We start from the raw sequence: 16,936 nt of genomic DNA on the forward strand, positions 1-16,936 counted from the left end.
TCCACCTTGCGGGACTGCGAATGGGATCGGCCCTAGATATTCAGTCTTTCACTGTCGAGCCTGAACGGCGAAATTGGTTTGTCGTTTTCGTGTCAGGGCCTAGAAGTTATTCCATGAGCCTGCCGCCATTCCATCTCGCCTTCCCCGTCCATGATCTCGCCGCAGCGCGCGCATTCTATGGCGGCGTGATGGGCTGCCCCGAAGGCCGTTCTTCAGACGAATGGATCGACTTCGATTTTCACGGACACCAAATCGTCGCCCACCTGTCGGGCGAAGCGGGCGATCGGGCGAGCAATCCGGTCGACGGACACGACGTGCCCGTGCCGCATTTCGGGCTGGTGCTCGACATGGATGCCTGGGAGGCGCTGGCCGAAAGGCTGAAAGCCGCCGGAACCGAATTCGTGATCGAGCCGACCATCCGCTTCAAAGGCAAGCCGGGCCAACAGGCAACCATGTTCCTGCGCGATCCTTCGGGCAATGCGCTCGAATTCAAGGCCTTCGCAGACATCGGCCAGCTGTTTGCGAAATAGCACAAGCTGCAATCAGGGAATCACGCGCCACAAGGGGGACAATTGGGCGGAACATGGGCGAAGAAATCGGCAGCGATCACTTCACGCAAGACGACTTCAGGGAATTCGGCAAACGGCTGGCGCGTGAGACGACCCTAATCCGCAAGTTGCAGGACGAAGGCGGTCTTTCCGATGTTGGGCCGGTGATCGGACTGGAACTCGAAGCATGGCTGATCGACCACAATTTCTTCCCAGCGCCGCACAACCAGTCATTCCTTGCCCGGCTGGGCAGCGAGATGGTGGTGGCCGAGCTGTCGCGCTTCAATATCGAGATCAACACGCCGGTTGAGGAGATCGCGGGCGAAGGGCTGGCGCGGATGCATGCAAGCATCTCGGAAACCATGCGACAATGCGCAGCCAACGCGCATGACGATGTCGACACGGTGATCGCCATCGGCACGCTGCCGACCTTGCGCGAAACCGACATGTCGCTGGAAATGATGACCCCGTCCAATCGCTATGCCGCTCTCAATCGCGAAGCGATGCGGTGCCGGGGCGGCGCACCCATCGTGTTCGATATCGATTGTTGTTCGGGCGCGGGTGAGGACTTTACCACCTCGTATCAGGACGTGATGGCGGAAGCCGCCACAACCTCGCTGCAACTGCACCTGCAACTCGCCGCAGACCGGATGCGTGCGGCCTATAACGCTTCCTTGTTGCTCAGCGCGCCCTTGGTGGCGATTTCGGCCAATTCACCGCTGCTGTTCGGAAAACCGCTGTGGCACGAAACGCGCATCCCGGTGTTCGAACAGGCGCTGGCACAACCCGGTCCGCATCAGCGCGTCACTTTCGGCTCGGGCTATGCGGCCCGCGATCTTGCGGAGGTATTCGAGGAAAATCTCGAACTTTACCCTGTCATGCTGCCGGTCTGCGCGGATGCGCCTGACAGCGACTTCAAATGCCTCAAGCTGCACAATGGCACGCTGTGGCGCTGGGTTAGGCCGCTGGTCGGCAAGAGCAGCGACGGGAAACCGCACATCCGCATCGAACAGCGCGTCATGCCCGCCGGGCCGAGTGTGCTCGACATGATGGCCAATGCCGCCTTCTATTTCGGCGCGGTCGAGGAACTGGCCGAGTATATTGACGCGGCAACAGCAGAGGTTCCGTTCGAGGCCGCGCGCGCCAATTTCTACGCCGCCGCACGCCACGGGCTCGGGGCCGAAATCGAATGGTTCGGCAGGAACCGGCAGCGCAGCGTCGTGAGCGTGCTCGACGATCTCCTGATCATGGCCGAACGCGGCCTGCTCAAGCTGGGGATGGCCGAACATCTGATCGACAAATACCTGTCGACGATCGCGATGCGGCTCGCCTCGAAACAGAACGGCGCGGCGTGGCAACTGGCGCATCTCGACCGGCATGGGGATGTCCACCGGCTGACGGCAGAATACCTTGCGCATCAGAAATCGGGCCTGCCCGTTCACGAATGGGCGATCTGAGAGGCGTTTGACCGGTGACGAGCCTGACGATCCTTGACCGCGTGCCCGAAGGGCTGCTGGATGCCGCAGCACACGATCTGGGCGAGGTCTTGGACGGCCCGACCCTGATCGAGCTTGGCGCAGGCGACCGCGCGCCGCTGTTCGTGTCGGTGCTGCTCCACGGCAATGAGGATTCAGGTCTGGGCGCGGTCCAGCGGGTCTTGCGGACCTATGCGGACAAGCCATTGCCGCGCCCCCTGATGATCCTGATCGGCAATGTCGCGGCGGCGAGCAAGGGGCTGCGGCGGCTTGACGGGCAGCCTGATTTCAACCGGGTCTGGCCCGGCTGCGAGGAAGACGAAGACAGCGACGAAGCACGGATCATGGCCGAGGTGCACCGCAGGGTGATCGCGCGCCACGCCTTTGCCGCGATCGACATCCACAACAACACCGGGCGCAATCCGCACTACGCCGTGGTCTGCGTGCGCGAGCCAGAGGTGATGGCGCTGGCCGCGCGGTTCGCTCCGCGCGCAGTGCTGTTTCGCGGGTTGCCGGGCACGCAAACTTCCTCGTTCAGCGGATTGATCCCGGCGATCACAATCGAATGCGGTCAGCCGGGTTGCGAGGCCAATGCGGCCGCAGCAGCCGATCTGGTGCATAATGTGCTGGTGCTGGACGATCTGGCGGCAATGCCGGGCGACGCGCATTTGGCGCTGTTTCATACGCTGGCACGAGTGCGAGTGAAGCCGGGAATTGCCTTGGCACGTCGCGTTGATGGCCCTTGGCTGGCACTCGATCCGGAGCTTGACCGCCACAATTTCAGCCATGTCGAGCCCGGTTTCCGGTTCGGGGCGACAGACGGCCCGATGCCCGTCGAGGTGGTGGACGAACAGGGGCAGGACGTGGCCCACAACTACTTCGTAGTAGAGGATGGCGAATTGCGGGTACGGCAGGATGTCATCCCGGCGATGCTGACCGTGGATGAACGAATCATCCGGCAGGATTGCCTGTGCTACATCATGGAGGAATTGCCGTGAGGCACGCCTAGAGCGCGTCGAGGAAACTTTCACCCAGCGCGTCGCTGATCACGGCAGCGCGCAGCGCGGCGATACCCATGCCCTTTTCGCTGCTGGTCAGGTGCAATTGCGGAAAGGCGGCGACATGCTTCTTTGCTTCGTCGGCGACCTTGTTCGCCACGCGCTCAAGCTCGCTCGCCTTGATCTTGTCAGTCTTGGTCAGGACGATGCGATAGCCGACGGCTGCCTCGTCGAGCATCTTCATCATCTCGCGATCGACATCCTTGAGGCCGTGGCGGCTGTCCACCAGCACGAGATTGCGCGCCAGCACCTGCCGCCCGCGAAGGTAGCTCTTCACAAGGCCTTTCCACCGCTCGACCACCTTCACCGGCGCCTTGGCAAAGCCGTAGCCGGGCATGTCGACCAGGCGGAACAGCGGCTCGCCACCCGGTTCACCGCCAACGTCGAAGAAGTTGAGTTCCTGCGTGCGTCCCGGCGTCACCGATGCTCGGGCAATCGCCTTGCGCCCGGTAAGCGCGTTAAGCAGCGAAGACTTGCCCACGTTCGATCGACCACAAAACGCGATTTCGGGGACGATCGGATCAGGCAGGAACTTCAGCTGCGGCGCGGACAACAGGAAGTCGACCCGGCCCGAAAACAGGCGCGAGGCGGCGTCTTCCCTATGCTGCTGTGCGCGCTCTTCCTCTGGCGTCACGCTTTGCTCTTTTCCGCCTTCTCAGCCTTTTCGCGCTCCGCCTTGCGGGCCATTTCGGCTTTCTCTTTCTCCGCCGCCGCACGCAATTGCGGGTGCTTTGAATAGAGGTATTTCTGCTGCGCGAGCGTCAGGATGTTGGAGGTGACCCAGTACAACAGCAGACCGGCGGCAAACGGAGCCATGACGAACATCAGGATCCACGGCATCAGATTGAAAATCTGCTGCTGCATCGGGTCCATCGCCGAAGGGTTCAGCTTGAAAGTAAGCCACATGGTGACGCCCAGCAAAATCGCCAGCGGCCCGATAGCGAGGAAGCCAACGACTTCGAACGGCAGAAGTCCGAACAGGTTCAGCACATGCGCGGGATCAGGCGCCGACAGGTCACGGATCCACAGAATGAAAGGTTCGTGGCGCATCTCGATCGCAAGAACCAGCACCTTGTAGAGCGCAAAGAAGATCGGAATCTGGATCAGCAAGGGGAGGCATCCGGCCAGCGGATTGACGTTTTCCTCCTTGTACAGCTTCATGATTTCTTGCTGCTGTTGCTGCTTGTCGTCCTTGTAGCGCTCCTGGATCGCCTTCATCTTGGGCTGGACAGCCTTCATCTGCGCCATCGACGCAAACTGCTTTTGCGCGATCGGGAACATCGCCCCGCGAATGATCAGGGTCAGCAGGATGATAGCCACACCGAAATTGCCAGCCCACGAATTGAGGTGCCGCAGCAGCCACAGGAACGGCTTTTCGAACCACTCGAACCAGCCCCAGCTGATCAGCTTGCCGAAATAGGTGATCCCGGTGTCTTCATAGCTGTCGAGCACGGTGCTTTCCTTGGCACCGACAAACAGCCGTGTGGTTTCGGTAAGCGTTCCGCCAGCGGGTACGGTTTCCGCCTGATAGCGTAGCACCGCGCGGAACAGGTCGTCGCCCAGCGATTCGAACCCGACCGTGCTGGACTGTCCGTCACCCTTGACCAGCGCCGACGCCCAGTAATTGTCGGTAAAGCCAAGCCAGCTTGGCGTTCCGGCCGGCACTTCGCTGCCCAGTTCGGCCAGTTCGGCATAGGAATGCGGGTCCCACAGCGTCCCGTCGAACACGCCGATGGGGCCGGCATGGGCAATGAACTGATCGGGCGTTGCGGTGGTGCTGGTGCGTTTGATGAAGGCAAAAGGCTCGACGATTGCAGCGTTTTCGCTGCCGTTGCTCACCGATTGCTCCGCCGTGATCATGAATTGATCGTCGATTGACAGGCGAACCTTGTAGGTCACGCCATTGGCGTCGCTGCGGGTCAACGTGACGGGTGTTTGCGGCGTCAGGCGGGCGCCATCGGCCTGCCACACGGCACCATCCGGCATGATCTGGCCGCCGGTCTTGAACCCGAATGCCGCGAAGTACTGGCCATCTGTCCGCTCAGGCGCGAAAATGCGAACGGGGCCGGAGTCTTCCTCCACCGTTTCGCGGTAATCCTTGAGCACGATGTCGTCGATCCGCGCGCCAATCAGGTTGATCGATCCCGCGACGCGCGGGGCATCGATCACAATACGGTTTTCATCGGCCAGCGCCGCTGACAGATCGATCGGGCCTTGTGGCAGTGCCTGAACCTCACCTGCGGCATCAGCGGCGGCAACTGTCCCTGGGGCGCTGCTCGCATCCGTCAGACCGGCAGTGTCCAGTTCTGCGCCAGATGCGGCGACATCGGCCTCAGGGTAGAAATACCGCATCCCTTCGGTCCAGCCGAGGATAAGCAGGCCGGAAAGCAGTACGGCGAGCAGGAGATTACGCTGGTTGTCCAAGATAGTGCCCTAAAGTCTGACTTCGAAGTGTATTACATAGGTGCGACAGCAACCCGTTCCTAGTCCCTTTGGCTTGCGCACTAGGGAACAGGATCGTGGCCGTGCCCTCCCCACGGATGACAGCGCCCTATACGCTTTATTGCGAGCCATCCACCCTTGAGAACGCCATATTTTCCGAGCGCCTCGATCGCATACTGGCTGCATGAAGGGGAATAACGGCAGGTGGGCGGCAGAATCCGCGACGGACCCCATTGCCACAACCGGGCAACAAAGATGAGGACGTGCTTCACCTGCTCGGCTGCCGCTGGCGATTTCCGCGATTGGGGCGACGTCCGCGGGCATCGTCACCTTTGCCGTCGGCGGCTCGTGCGAGGACTTTCTCCAGCTCGGCAGCCATCATCTGGAAATCACGCTCCACGCCGCCCGCGCGCCCGATCAGCACATGATCGTGATCAGGCAGGCCATGTTCGGGCAAGGCTGCGCGCAGGAGTTCGCGAAAGCGCCGTTTCATCCGGTTGCGCGCGACTGCATTGCCGATTTTCTTGGTGACTGTGATGCCATAGCGGATGCCCTGTCCGCCGTTGGGCCGCGTCAACAGCACGAACCCGGTTCGCGCATTGCGCAAACCCTTGTTCGCTGCGAGGAAATCAGCGCGCTTGGTAAGAACGGAGACCATTGCGGTGCCTGTAACGCAAACGGGCTCCCGAAGGGAGCCCGCAAGGGCGACTGCCCGTCGCCGCTAGTGCGGCGTAGCCAAGCGGGCCGGATGGCCCGCGCCCGGCGCCTGAGAGCGCCAGAGAATTAGGCGCAGAGCTTCTTGCGGCCGCGCTTGCGACGGGCGCGCAGAACCTTGCGGCCACCCGGGGTCGCCTTGCGAGCGAAGAAACCGTGCCGACGGGCACGCACGAGATTGCTGGGCTGGAAAGTCCGCTTCATGATATCCTCAAATTCCTAAGTGGCGCGGCATTGTGGGTGATTGGGCCACCCGACAGACCTCGCCGAAAACCTTGGCGCTCTTGTACGAGCAGCCATGACAGGCGCGAGCAGTTATGGGAAAGCGGCGCGCGAGTCAACAACAGACGCGTCAAGCTGCGCCAGATTGATTGTCTCGAGATCTCCATAATCAAGGACCGGAACCAGCGCATGCGCCACCATCGGCTGCCAGTCGAGCTCGATCTGCGGCGCGCCCGGCCGCGCCAGCGCGATAATGGCCGTGCTTTGAGCAATCCGGTCAATCACGAAAGGATCGAAAGCGGGCGCGCGATCATCCGCCAGCCAAGGGCGCATGTCGGAAGCTCCGAGCCAAAGCGCGCTGTCATGCGGCACCGAATTGGTCATCGCGTAGAAATTGCGGGCCTGCGTCTCGGTCATGCCCATTTCGACGTAATAGTCGAGATAAAGACGATGTGCGGGATGATCGGCGGCGAAGTCGTCAGCCTCGCGGCCATGGTTGTCGAGCCAGGAATGCACCGCGAACTGCGCGCTGTCGGCCATTGTGCGGTTGGCACCGGCCAGAAACAACTCGACCGCGCCCGAACGAACCGATCCGCCATGCGGGACATGGGTGGCGATACCGGCGGCCCGGATACGGCGGCCAACCGCGAGGTTGGCGATATCGTTGCTGGTTCCCGGTGCCTCCAGCATGTCGAGCTGACGCAGCGCCGGGAAGTCGCGCAGCATGGCGTCAAACTGTTCAGGCGAAGCACTGTCGGTCGGGCCGATCATCATCGCTCTCGTCGGGCTGGTGACGGCAAAGGGGCCGTATTGTGCAAGGATGCCCATGCGCGCCGGGCGGGCAACCGGCTGGGCATAGCGAGCGGCTTCGCGGGTCTCCTCGATCAGCGTTCCGTTGCGGTAGGTGGTCTTGACGGTCGCAAGGTTCTGCGCCGATTCAGAAGCATCATCGGCGACACGCACCCATTGGCCGGTGGCAGGATCCCATTCCTCGATCCAGCTCTCCGTTACCACGGTGCGGACGCTGCCTTGATTGCCGAACGACAGGCCCTGCGCAAACACGGGCCCGCCCAGCAGGGCTAGTTGCAGGATCGCAAAGAGGGCGGCGATGCGCTTCATCCTGCATGGACTACGCCGCGCCGGGTTCAGGAAATCCGAAGTTCTATGCTTACAGCTTCGTTAGCGATGTTCCGGTTTCAACTCGACAAGTCCCTCATCTGACTGCACAAACATGGCTTCAGGGACGAAACCGATCCGGTTTCGGGGGAGCAGAACTGTGGTCGCGCTGGTTCGAACGGTAGCTTATCTGGGCCTCGAGGCTCGTCAGGTCGAAGTGCAATGCCAGGTTGCGCCGGGCCTGCCGCGCTTCTCGATTGTCGGCCTGCCGGACAAGGCCGTGAGCGAAAGCCGCGAACGGGTGCAGGCGGCATTGTCAGCCATGGGGCTGTCGCTTCCGCCAAAGCGGATCACGATCAACCTCTCCCCTGCCGACCTGCCCAAGGATGGATCGCACTACGATTTGCCGATTGCGCTTGCGCTGCTGGCGGCAATGGGCGTGACCGATGCCGAACAACTGGGAGACTGGATCGCCGTGGGCGAATTGTCGCTGGACGGGCGCGTGGTCGCCTCGCCCGGAGTGCTCATCGCGGCGCTGCACGCCAGCACGGTTGAAGCGGGACTCATCTGCCCCGCCCAGCAAGGATCGGAGGCGAAGTGGGCCAGCGGGGTTCCGGTGCTTGCTCCGCGCGATCTTGCATCCCTTCTGGCCCATCTCAAAGGCTCTCAGGTCCTGTCTGATCCGGTGCGTGGTACTATCGAGGAATCCGCTCCGGTCACTGATCTCAAGCAGGTGAAAGGGCAGGAAACCGCCAAGCGAGCGCTCGAAATCGCAGCGGCAGGCGGGCACAACCTGTTCACATTAGGAACTTCAAGACCCTTGCAAGAACTGGCGGAGTTTGAGGCGGAGTTGATTAAAGAGCTATGGCGGCGTTATCCGAAAGGTCCGACCCGCCGGTATCCTTACAAAGGGAGTTGAGTTGGATGTTCACGCTAGGCGTCACTGATCCCCGTTGGCACCGCTTCCTCTTGGAACACCCCCAAAGCGGCCCCCTTAATTTCTGGACACCCACACCTTGGAAGCCGAAGTTCACGCCGGGCATGTCCTTCGGGTTTATGGTGAAGTCTCCGTACCGAAAGGTTGGCGGCTTCGGGACGTTCCGCACATACGAGGAAATGGACGTCAACGAGGCGTGGGCACGTTTCCGGCTGGCTAATGGAGTGCCTAGTGAAAGCGAGTTTCGCTCTCGAATAATTGAGTTCGCCTCCCGTCGGAGTATAGCGCCATACAACACTACAAACCCTCATATAGGGTGCATCCTGTTGGATGATTGTGTGTTTTTTCCCGAAGACCAAATGGTTCAACCGGAGGATATCGATCTCGATTTTCCCAAGGAGATTGTGAAATATAAGCGCTTCTTCGAAGAGCCCGACCTAACAAAGCGCTTCGGCGTCGTTGAAGAAAGCTGCGACTTTGAGCTTGTGGAGCCTGACGAGGCCGCTTGGTCTACTACACGGGCAAAGCGTCGAAAGTCCCAAGGTGTGTTTCGTGAGGCTGTTCTAAGAGCCTATGGGAGAAGATGCGCGCTCAGTGCCGAGACTTGTCCGACTGTCCTAGAAGCCTCCCACATTCAGCCTTTTTATTCCGAGCGTTCGAACCATATCCAGAACGGCCTTTGCCTGCGTGTAGACATTCATCGGCTCTTCGACGCTGGGTTAATTTCAATCGGCAGGCAGCTTGAGGTCCTAGTAAGTTCTTCGGTTCTCTCAGCGAAAATAAGAAGCTGGGCGGTGACGTGCTCCCCTGATTGTTACCAGTCAGAGGTAGAGTCTGGCTCCTTCATGATGGTTGTTTGATGGGATGGCAACGTGTCTGGGGGCATGCCCCCAGACACGTTGGCCGGCGATCTCGGCGGGGGTCTTCCCGCCCAGTTTCGAGTGTGGCCTGACCGTGTTGTAATCGTGTCGCCAGGCGGCCAGCACGAACCGGGCATGGGCCAGCGAGGTGAACAGCGTCTCGTTGAGGCATTCGTCGCGCAGGCGGCCATTGAAGCTCTCCACGAAGCCGTTCTGCATTGGCTTTCCCGGTGCGATGTAGTGCCACTCGACCCTGCGCTCCTGCGACCAGCGCAGGATGGCCGACGAGGTCAGTTCGGTGCCATTGTCGCTGACCACCGTATGCGGCTTTCCCCGGATGCCGATAAGGCTGGTCAGTTCCCGCGCTACCCGAGCACCCGACAGCGACGTATCGGCCACCAGCGCCAGGCACTCGCGCGTGTAGTCATCGACCACGCACAGGATACGGAAGCGCCGACCGCAGATCAGGCTGTCGGAGACGAAGTCGAGCGACCAACGCTGGTTCGGGCCGTCCGGCAGCACCATCGGCCTGCGCGTGCCCAAGGCCCTTTTCCGGCCGCCACGGCGACGCACGCGCAGCCCCTCCTCCCGGTAGATGCGCAGCAGCTTCTTGTGGTTGGGCCTGATGCCTTCCCGCGCCAGAAGGTAGCCCAGGCGGCGATAGCCGAACCGGCGGCGTTCCGCCGCCAGCTCGCGCAGCCGTTGCCGCAGCGCCCCGTCATCTGGCCTTGTAGGCTCGTAACGGATTACCCTGCGGCTCACACCAACCAGTGCACACGCCCGACGCTCGCTCACCCCGTGATGCTCCCGGGCATAGGCGACGGCTTCCCGCTTGGCGCCGGGCGTTACCATTTTTTTGATGCCAGATCCTTCAGCACCGCGTTGTCCAACATCGCCTCGGCCAGCAGCTTCTTCAGCCGCGAGTTCTCCTCCTCGAGCGATCGCAGCCGCCGGGCCTCGGACACCTCGAGCCCGCCGAACTTAGACTTCCACTTGTAGAACGTCGCCGAGCTGATCCCGTGGCGGCGGCAGACCTCAGTCGTCGCCATGCCCGCTTCCTGCTCCTTCAAGATCGCAATGATCTGCTCTTCGTTGAACCTGCTTCGCTTCATATCGTCCGACTCCTTGCGTCAGACTCTACCAAAAAGCGGTCACATTTCAGGGGAGCACGTCAGCGGGAAAACGGATCCATGTGCCTAACAACCCGGCATGGCAACCTTCCGGGCTTGCATTGGAGTATCATCGGGATGCCGTATTTAGGTCATAGTCGCGTTTTCCAGAGTGTGGATTAGACCTTTGCATTGTTGCGTATGTAGTCTGAGATGAAATCGATCTCTCCGGTATCCTGAGTTTCATCGAAGACTTTTCGCGCCACCGCCGCATGGACTTTAAGTGTCCAATCCTGCCACTCTCGAAGTTTAGAATAGAGGGCGAGGCTATCGTCCCTCCTGAAGCTGGACATCACAAGATCGCTTTCATCGAATGGCTTCCAAACTCGAAAACCAAACCGCATCCGATCAGTGTCTGTATGGGCAACAACCTTGTTTCGCTGAACCCCCAACTCCTCATGAAGACTCCGCTCAGCCGTATTTGGCACAAGGCCCACTTTCTTTAAGCTGAGCTTTGGCAGCCCTTTGGAGTCCGAGAATGGCCTCCAATATGCGACTACGGCAGCATCCTCCAGACAGCGGTAGCGCCTTAATTCTATCCGCGTCATCTTCTGATCAGGCTCAAGCTCACTGATCCACGCTAGAGCGCTCAGGGTCTGTTGAAAGTCTCCAAGCGAATGGATCAGCCGGATTTGTAGATTGCTGAGAGAAGCCATGGAGGGGCCTTAGCGGTCGGTTGAAGCCTGATTGTTCTTTCGCAGAAGGTTGTCTCGCTTCTTCCTCGCTGAGTACAGTTGGGTTGATGTCTCACCATCATTCCATGTGCCAACCCAACCTGCGACTACGGCGCTCAAGAGGAGAGTAAGCGCCAATGGCATGTCCAAAACATACTGATAGATTTCATTCAGCCCTTGCCATTCGCTGCCCAAAGGCTGCACCTCAATTGTTGCGAGGGTGATTGTTGGCCATTCTGCAGACCGAAGCCAAACATAGCACTGCCAAAAAAATACCCCCGCCGCGCATACTAACAAGATAAACATGAGATAGAACCAAGCCATACCCCACTTCTCTTGCCTGTCGGCGCGATCCAAGAGGCGCATTTCTTCGCAGGTTAGCTCATCCTCCATGCATCTATCCTTCTATATCGGATAGAAAGCTTAGCACTCATTGAGCCGACAAAAAAGCAGGGCATGAGGGGCTTAAGCCCGAATCCTTTCAATCAACCGTCTCACACCGGATGGATGCCACGCTCCGCCTCGGGGGCTTTCGATGTGTCGGGCGTTCAATCCGGCGGCAATCTCGCGCAAGCTCTTCGCTCCGGACGCCCGAACTGCTTTCACCTCTTCAGCAAGTTCCAGCGCCCGTTCTTCTGCAGCTGCCTTGCATGCTGCAATCGCTGCGATGTTGCCCTTCCCGGCACGCTGAAGCGCAGCCGCCCCGTTCGGATTGCCGAGCTTCACTCCCCGCTCCTTCGCAGCCCTCAGCGCTTCTTTCGTACGTGTGGAGATTGCCTTGCGCTCAGCCTGAGCAACGGCGGCGAGAAGGTGAACGGTAAGCTCGTTTGCCTCTGGCATGTCCGCCGCAACGAACTTAGCGCCGCTGTCCTGTAGGGCAGAGAGAAACGCAACCGACCGCGACAGTCGGTCAAGCTTGGCGACAACAAGCGTTGCTCCAGTCAGCTTCGCGCGGCGCAGCGCCTCATTGAGTTCGGGGCGGTCATCCCGCTTGCCGCTTTCCACCTCAGTGAACTGGTCGATTATCTCCAAGCCGCGCGAGGCACACATATCGCCAACCGCGCGGCGCTGCGCCTCAAGGCCAAGGCCAGAGCGCGCCTGCGAGGCGGTAGATACGCGATAGTAGGCAACGGCTTTCATAGGTCACTCCCTCGTTGTTCCAATCTGCGTAACGGACGTTAGGCGCTTTGGAACACCTTCGAAAGAGGGCGCTGACTCGCTTCACCGCAAGAAAGACTCGGCTGGACTCGGGAACTTTCGACCATGTGGAGGCATGGGTAGCGGCGGCTTTGGCTTCGCTCCATTTCAGACCTCCCAAGCAACAGGAGGATTTAATGGAAGACCCGAAGAACTCTCAATCTGCTGAGCCCCAGACAAGCAAAGGGGAAGCTATCCTTGCTCGCCTCGACAAGCTCCTGAGCGGCCCGGAACGTACCCCGCCCCGGTAAGACCGCCGGGTCTGCCGCGCCCCTACACCGCCCTCCGGACAACCGGCGGGGAGAGAAAGGGGCGCGGCAAATAGCGTTACGGGAGTCACCCCCATGGGGGGCGTGCGCTATCGTCTGGTGCGTATATGCCCCTTCGGATTTTTGTGGTGAAAGTAATGGCTAGCCCGAAAGCAGGCGGCGCACATGAGACAGCTTTAGCGCATCTTCGATCCACGGCGCGTGGCGCGTAGCCGCGGCAAACTCATGGCGCTGTGCCCCCAACCTCTTGGCTATGGCGACGAATGAAAACGGCTCTCGGGCGTGGCAGCGTGGAGCGGTGACGAAGCTATCTTCCGGGACTCGTATGAGTTCACCGTCTAGCCCCCGGAACTCTCGATAGATCCTCATGCGCGCACCCCGGCACACGCAAAGCGCATCGGGCGAACTCGCTCAGCACACAGGCGCTCTTGCCGCTTACGCTTTGCTTCGGCTGCTTTGATCCGACGGCGGTACTCGTCAATCAATGCGGGGGGCATTGGCTCGTCTGTGTAGACCATTTCTAGCGCCCTTTCGCTGAGCGCATCCGGATCCCCAGTGCCACGCCGGATAAGCTCCGAGATCACCGAAGGGCCATTGTGGCGGCGGTGAGAGGCGGCGCTTGCCTCACAGCTTTTGCAGCGCGCACGGCGGGGACCTTCAGGGGCCTCAGCGCTCCGCAGGTAGAACGCTGCCAAGGGCTGCACTCGCAGGCACCCCTTGCAGCTCTTGAGGTGCCGCAAAGCGGCATTCGTCCGTTCGGACATTACTTCCTCCTAGCCACGGTATTCGTGGTTTTCTGTCTTGTTGGTATGGGTTCGGGCGGTGACACTGCTTGGCGGCTTGGGGTGTCCCGAAAGGCCAGCCAAACAGTGTCATTTTCTACCCTAGAGCGACGATTAAGAGCGCTGTCGGGGCGTGGGCCGGAAGGCATAGAGCGGACAGCGTGTGACGGTGCAGGCTTCGACCTGCTGCCGCCAGCCACCCGGCTCTAGTTCGTCGTAGACGCACTGCTTGCAGTAGGCGTCTATCGCTAGCTTGCGAGTTGCGGGGGCGGCGCTCATTCATCGCCCCTCTGGCCCCTTACGGGCGCGGCAGGGGCGGCATTGGTGTGGGTTTGCACTGGGCATCTCCCGATTGGGAGACCAACGCTTGTAAGGCTTGGATATCTTCCCACAGCGGTGCTGCGGGAGACGACTGGGGTAGTTCGATCATGCTCGGCAAGCGTCGATCTCCTGATTGATGGAATAGGGGTGCGGCTTACTTCGGACGCCCTAGGCGATTTCCGAAAGCAGGCTCGGCGGGCTTGGTGCCGGGAACTGGCGGGGGGCTCGAGAGCACGGCAGGGGCCTGCTCTGGCTCTTCCTGTTCCACGGGGGCACTTGCGCTACCCGTCGCAACCATGTCGACGCGGGTCATGCCGGGAAGCCCGACAATCGAAGACCGCGCCTCCTCGCTCGGAGGGGGCTCTATCGGTTGCGCTGACGGGGCTCGGTGCGGTCGCCGGGGCTGCTTGGGCTTAGCGGTCCCAAGGTGTGAGCAACGGCGCATCAATCGCGATCCAAGGTGGCAAGCTGTTCTGCTCTACGCTTGATCCGCTCTTCGCGGCGCATCTGGGAAGCTAACGCCTTGGCCTCTTTCTCCTCGCTCAACTTCGCCGCCCTACGCTGCAAGATCTGGGCGGACTCAAGCTCAGCCGCTCTCAGTCGATTTCGGGCGATAAGACCGGGCAGGCCGTTCTTTTCAACCAAGAGCCGAATGTCTCGATCAATCCCTTGGATCTGTTCCTGCCACATCTGGCGAGTGTGCGCCGACAGCCAATAGACCGGGGCGGCAACGAGTTCGCCCGTTTCTGGGTCTTCCTGCTTTCGCAGGTCAATAATCTTGTCGACGCCCTGCTGATACTGAGCTCGCTTGGCGTAGAGTTCTTGCACATCCATCGCGATTTGGGCCTGTGCCTTGTGGATGGGCAGCGAACTCGGGTGCACACCTGTTAGGCCCCGAATAGAGCCGAGCCGAGCCGTCGCTATCTCGCGGACAAGCCGGTCTTCCTCGGCGGCGCGATCAGACGCACTCAAGTGAGACTGGCGAGCGAGTTGGGCTTGGACCTCGCTAGCCAAATCTGGCGGAAGCGCCGAGGCCGTCAATGACGCCCGAGCGGGTGCGCCGCTGTTGTCCTGAACGTTCCCGCGAGCATCCCGGATAGGGTCCATGGCGCGTACCTGCTCTAGGAACGGCTGGAGGTCTTCAGGGACTTCAGAAGGAGGGGACAGGTGGCCGTAGTTCGTGATTACAACGCGTAGGTCTTCAGCGCCGTTGTCGGCGGGTTGGTTATCGCTCATTGAGCAAAGCTTTCTGCCGGGACAGTCCCGGTCGCTTGGGGTTTATGGGGTGCGCCTTAGCCAAACGCAGGCGTCCCTCGGTGGCCCTTTCGGGGTCAGAGGGGTGGTGTGGAGGTTGGACAGGGGGAAGGAGGGAAAGAGGATCCCTTGGGGCTCTTCCGGATAACCGGAAGTGATCCTTAGGTTCTCTTACAGGAGATTCCTGATCCTCCCTTGCACCCTTGCTCATTTCTCCGAGGGTAAGGGTTAATTCGATAACGGCGGATTTCTGGGATTTTCGAGAAGACCCGTCATTCGACCCAAGCATAGGTAAGTGCGGTCTCGCCCCCCTGCCTCCATTGAAACAGCAAGCGCCCGGTTCGGTAATCGATCACTACCCCCTGAAACAGGGATCGCAGACACGCATTAGACTTCGCAAGATCTAGCTGCCCTTCCGCGCTCATCGCGTCGCTGAAGGCCTCTGCCCTTGCCGCGATCAAGCCGTGATCGACCGACGCCCGCTCAAGCTCGAGCGCCGCCGCGTCCACCTTGTATGACGCGAGTGCGGCTTCAAGCGCCCGCCTCTGCGAAGAAAGGCCTAGCGAGGGATTCCGCTTCGCTTTCTCCTCAATCTCCGAGAGCTGTTCAACGGCGACAGATATCACGGCCTGCAGGTTCTCTAGTTCGGCATCGACTTCGCCGCCGCCGGGGCCAGCGGGAATGTCGATTAGGAGCCTCTCCCATTTGTGCTCGAGTGTCTCCTGCAAGTCGGACAGAGTAACCGAACGATACCCGTGGGAAGCTGCGCCTGCCTTCGCTTGAGTGCATACAAGCTTTGGCTTGCCGCCCTTGGACGGGTTGCCCTTCATTACGCGTGTCATGCTCGCTCCGCATTCCGGGCAACGTGCAAGCCCCGCGAAGATGTTCGCGAGCTTACCTTTCGCCCCCCGTCCGCGAACGGCGGGGGCCTTTCCGTCCTTCAGCGCTCTGACTGCTTCCCATTGCGCCCTTTCAATCACGGCTGGAAAGACTTCAGGGATGGGGTCTTCGAAGACGCGCGCTCTCTTTCCGTCCCGGTACACCACACGCCCCGGTACGAGGGTTCCAATGACGGCGGGGTTCCTGAGCACTTTCGAGACCGTAGAGCGATGCCACATCTTGCCGCGCCCCATCATCGGAACCCCCTCCTCGTTGAAGCGGTGCGCAATCTTGTGCTCTCCAATGCCCTCCAGCGTCATCGCATAGATGCGGCGTACGGTGTCCGCGTGGGGCGCTTTCTCCACCCAGCCGTCGTCCACAGGGTCAAGCCAAGACGGCCCTTTGCGAGTAAGCAGCTTGTCTGTTCCGTTGCGAACCCGGCGACGCTTGTCGGCCCAAACTTCGCTGAGCCTCTCGCCCTTCACCTTGCTTTCCTCGTGGGCGCGCCATGAGACCATAAGGGCAATAAGGAGCGCTGTAGGGTCACTGTCGAGCCGTTCCGCATCGTATTCTTGCCCGTCGCCAAGAGTCGCGATCACAACCCCCGCATCCACAATGTCGTCAAGCAGCCGGGAGACCTTCCTCGGTGTCATGCGGCTAACGCGATCTAGGCTCTCAACGACAAGGTAAGACCCCTCGGCAATTAGGCCTGCGCGGCATGCCATGAGGAACCCACCAAGGCCGCGGTCGGTGCTGGTATTGCTCCCGCGAAACGCGGATACGCCCAAGTCCTGAAGCCTGAGACGCTCATCCAATACCAGCGGAGCGAGGCCCTCTTTCGCCCGTTCCTCGTTCTTGCGGCGCATCCAACGCGCCGCGCCCTCAGTTTGTCGCCGCAGACTGTCACCCTCCTGCTGTTCGGGGGTTGAGAACCGCGTGTAGCTGTAAACGCGCGGGGTGGTCAGTTCGGTTGCGGATTGCTCGCCGTTTGCGGGTGTATCGGTGTACATGGGCCTCTC

General features: G+C 60.7%; 16 protein-coding genes and 1 pseudogene. 5 read left to right on the forward strand and 12 right to left on the reverse strand.

Annotated elements, in window-relative coordinates; translation table 11 throughout:
* Window positions 1–113 precede the first annotated feature (113 nt).
* From L1K66_RS00075 to L1K66_RS00085, 3 genes are read left to right on the forward strand one after another with little or no spacing between them, the layout of a single operon-like run.
* Entirely contained in the window at window positions 114–530 is a 417-nt protein-coding gene (locus L1K66_RS00075; RefSeq protein ID WP_252258905.1) for a VOC family protein, read from the forward strand.
* A gap of 53 nt (window positions 531–583) precedes the next feature.
* Window positions 584–2,005 carry a hypothetical protein gene (locus L1K66_RS00080; protein WP_252258907.1) on the forward strand — a complete coding sequence of 474 codons (1,422 nt, stop codon included), beginning with the start codon at window positions 584–586 and terminating at the stop codon, window positions 2,003–2,005.
* Between the two features lie 14 nt (window positions 2,006–2,019).
* Complete coding sequence (locus L1K66_RS00085; protein WP_252258908.1) at window positions 2,020–3,021, forward strand: M14 family metallopeptidase; 1,002 nt, start codon at window positions 2,020–2,022, stop codon at window positions 3,019–3,021.
* A 7-nt stretch (window positions 3,022–3,028) separates the two neighbouring features.
* Here the strand turns inward: L1K66_RS00085 and yihA are convergent, their stop codons facing one another.
* From yihA to L1K66_RS00115, 6 genes are all read right to left on the reverse strand, one after another.
* Window positions 3,029–3,715 (reverse strand): ribosome biogenesis GTP-binding protein YihA/YsxC, encoded by a 687-nt coding sequence (gene yihA / locus L1K66_RS00090; protein ID WP_252258909.1) that lies wholly within the window; start codon window positions 3,713–3,715, stop codon window positions 3,029–3,031.
* Entirely contained in the window at window positions 3,712–5,505 is a 1,794-nt protein-coding gene (gene yidC, locus L1K66_RS00095; protein WP_252258910.1) for a membrane protein insertase YidC, read from the reverse strand. The genes yihA and yidC overlap by 4 nt, the downstream gene beginning before the upstream one ends.
* An 80-nt stretch (window positions 5,506–5,585) precedes the next feature.
* Window positions 5,586–5,795 (reverse strand): membrane protein insertion efficiency factor YidD, encoded by a 210-nt coding sequence (gene yidD, locus L1K66_RS00100; RefSeq protein ID WP_084155814.1) that lies wholly within the window; start codon window positions 5,793–5,795, stop codon window positions 5,586–5,588.
* On the reverse strand, window positions 5,792–6,181 hold the full coding sequence (gene rnpA / locus L1K66_RS00105) for a ribonuclease P protein component (protein ID WP_252258911.1): 390 nt from the start codon (window positions 6,179–6,181) through the stop codon (window positions 5,792–5,794). The genes yidD and rnpA overlap by 4 nt, the downstream gene beginning before the upstream one ends.
* A gap of 125 nt (window positions 6,182–6,306) precedes the next feature.
* A complete protein-coding gene (gene rpmH, locus L1K66_RS00110; protein ID WP_034955521.1) occupies window positions 6,307–6,441 on the reverse strand; it encodes a 50S ribosomal protein L34 in 135 nt (44 codons plus the stop codon).
* Between the two features lie 111 nt (window positions 6,442–6,552).
* Entirely contained in the window at window positions 6,553–7,578 is a 1,026-nt protein-coding gene (locus tag L1K66_RS00115) for an alpha/beta hydrolase (protein ID WP_252258912.1), read from the reverse strand.
* 157 nt (window positions 7,579–7,735) lie between these two features.
* On the opposite strand from L1K66_RS00115, the pseudogene L1K66_RS00120 reads away from it, so the two are divergent.
* Window positions 7,736–8,383 (forward strand): annotated as a pseudogene (locus L1K66_RS00120) (magnesium chelatase domain-containing protein); the annotation flags it as partial.
* A gap of 116 nt (window positions 8,384–8,499) precedes the next feature.
* The gene (locus tag L1K66_RS00125; RefSeq protein ID WP_252258913.1) at window positions 8,500–9,372 is read left to right on the forward strand and encodes an HNH endonuclease; all 873 of its coding nucleotides are present in this window, start codon (window positions 8,500–8,502) and stop codon (window positions 9,370–9,372) included.
* On the opposite strand, the gene L1K66_RS00130 is transcribed toward L1K66_RS00125, so the two are convergent.
* The 6 genes from L1K66_RS00130 to L1K66_RS00155 form a co-directional block, all read right to left on the reverse strand.
* Window positions 9,334–10,484 (reverse strand): IS3 family transposase gene (locus L1K66_RS00130; protein WP_252258086.1). Its coding sequence is split into 2 segments (ribosomal slippage): window positions 9,334–10,232 and window positions 10,232–10,484, totalling 1,152 coding nucleotides; the frame shifts between segments, so codons are not numbered across the junction. The genes L1K66_RS00125 and L1K66_RS00130 overlap by 39 nt on opposite strands.
* A gap of 176 nt (window positions 10,485–10,660) precedes the next feature.
* On the reverse strand, window positions 10,661–11,197 hold the full coding sequence (locus tag L1K66_RS00135) for a hypothetical protein (RefSeq protein ID WP_252258914.1): 537 nt from the start codon (window positions 11,195–11,197) through the stop codon (window positions 10,661–10,663).
* 9 nt (window positions 11,198–11,206) lie between these two features.
* Window positions 11,207–11,608: a hypothetical protein gene (locus tag L1K66_RS00140; protein WP_252258915.1), complete on the reverse strand. Its 402-nt coding sequence runs from the start codon at window positions 11,606–11,608 to the stop codon at window positions 11,207–11,209.
* 72 nt (window positions 11,609–11,680) lie between these two features.
* The gene (locus L1K66_RS00145) at window positions 11,681–12,355 is read right to left on the reverse strand and encodes a recombinase family protein (protein WP_252258917.1); all 675 of its coding nucleotides are present in this window, start codon (window positions 12,353–12,355) and stop codon (window positions 11,681–11,683) included.
* Between the two features lie 1,873 nt (window positions 12,356–14,228).
* Window positions 14,229–15,020: a hypothetical protein gene (locus tag L1K66_RS00150; protein WP_252258919.1), complete on the reverse strand. Its 792-nt coding sequence runs from the start codon at window positions 15,018–15,020 to the stop codon at window positions 14,229–14,231.
* A gap of 290 nt (window positions 15,021–15,310) precedes the next feature.
* A complete protein-coding gene (locus L1K66_RS00155; RefSeq protein WP_252258921.1) occupies window positions 15,311–16,927 on the reverse strand; it encodes a recombinase family protein in 1,617 nt (538 codons plus the stop codon).
* Window positions 16,928–16,936: the final 9 nt, after the last annotated feature.

The organism is Erythrobacter aurantius, from assembly GCF_023823125.1.
In the GTDB taxonomy this organism is placed as follows: Bacteria; Pseudomonadota; Alphaproteobacteria; order Sphingomonadales; family Sphingomonadaceae; genus Erythrobacter; species Erythrobacter aurantius.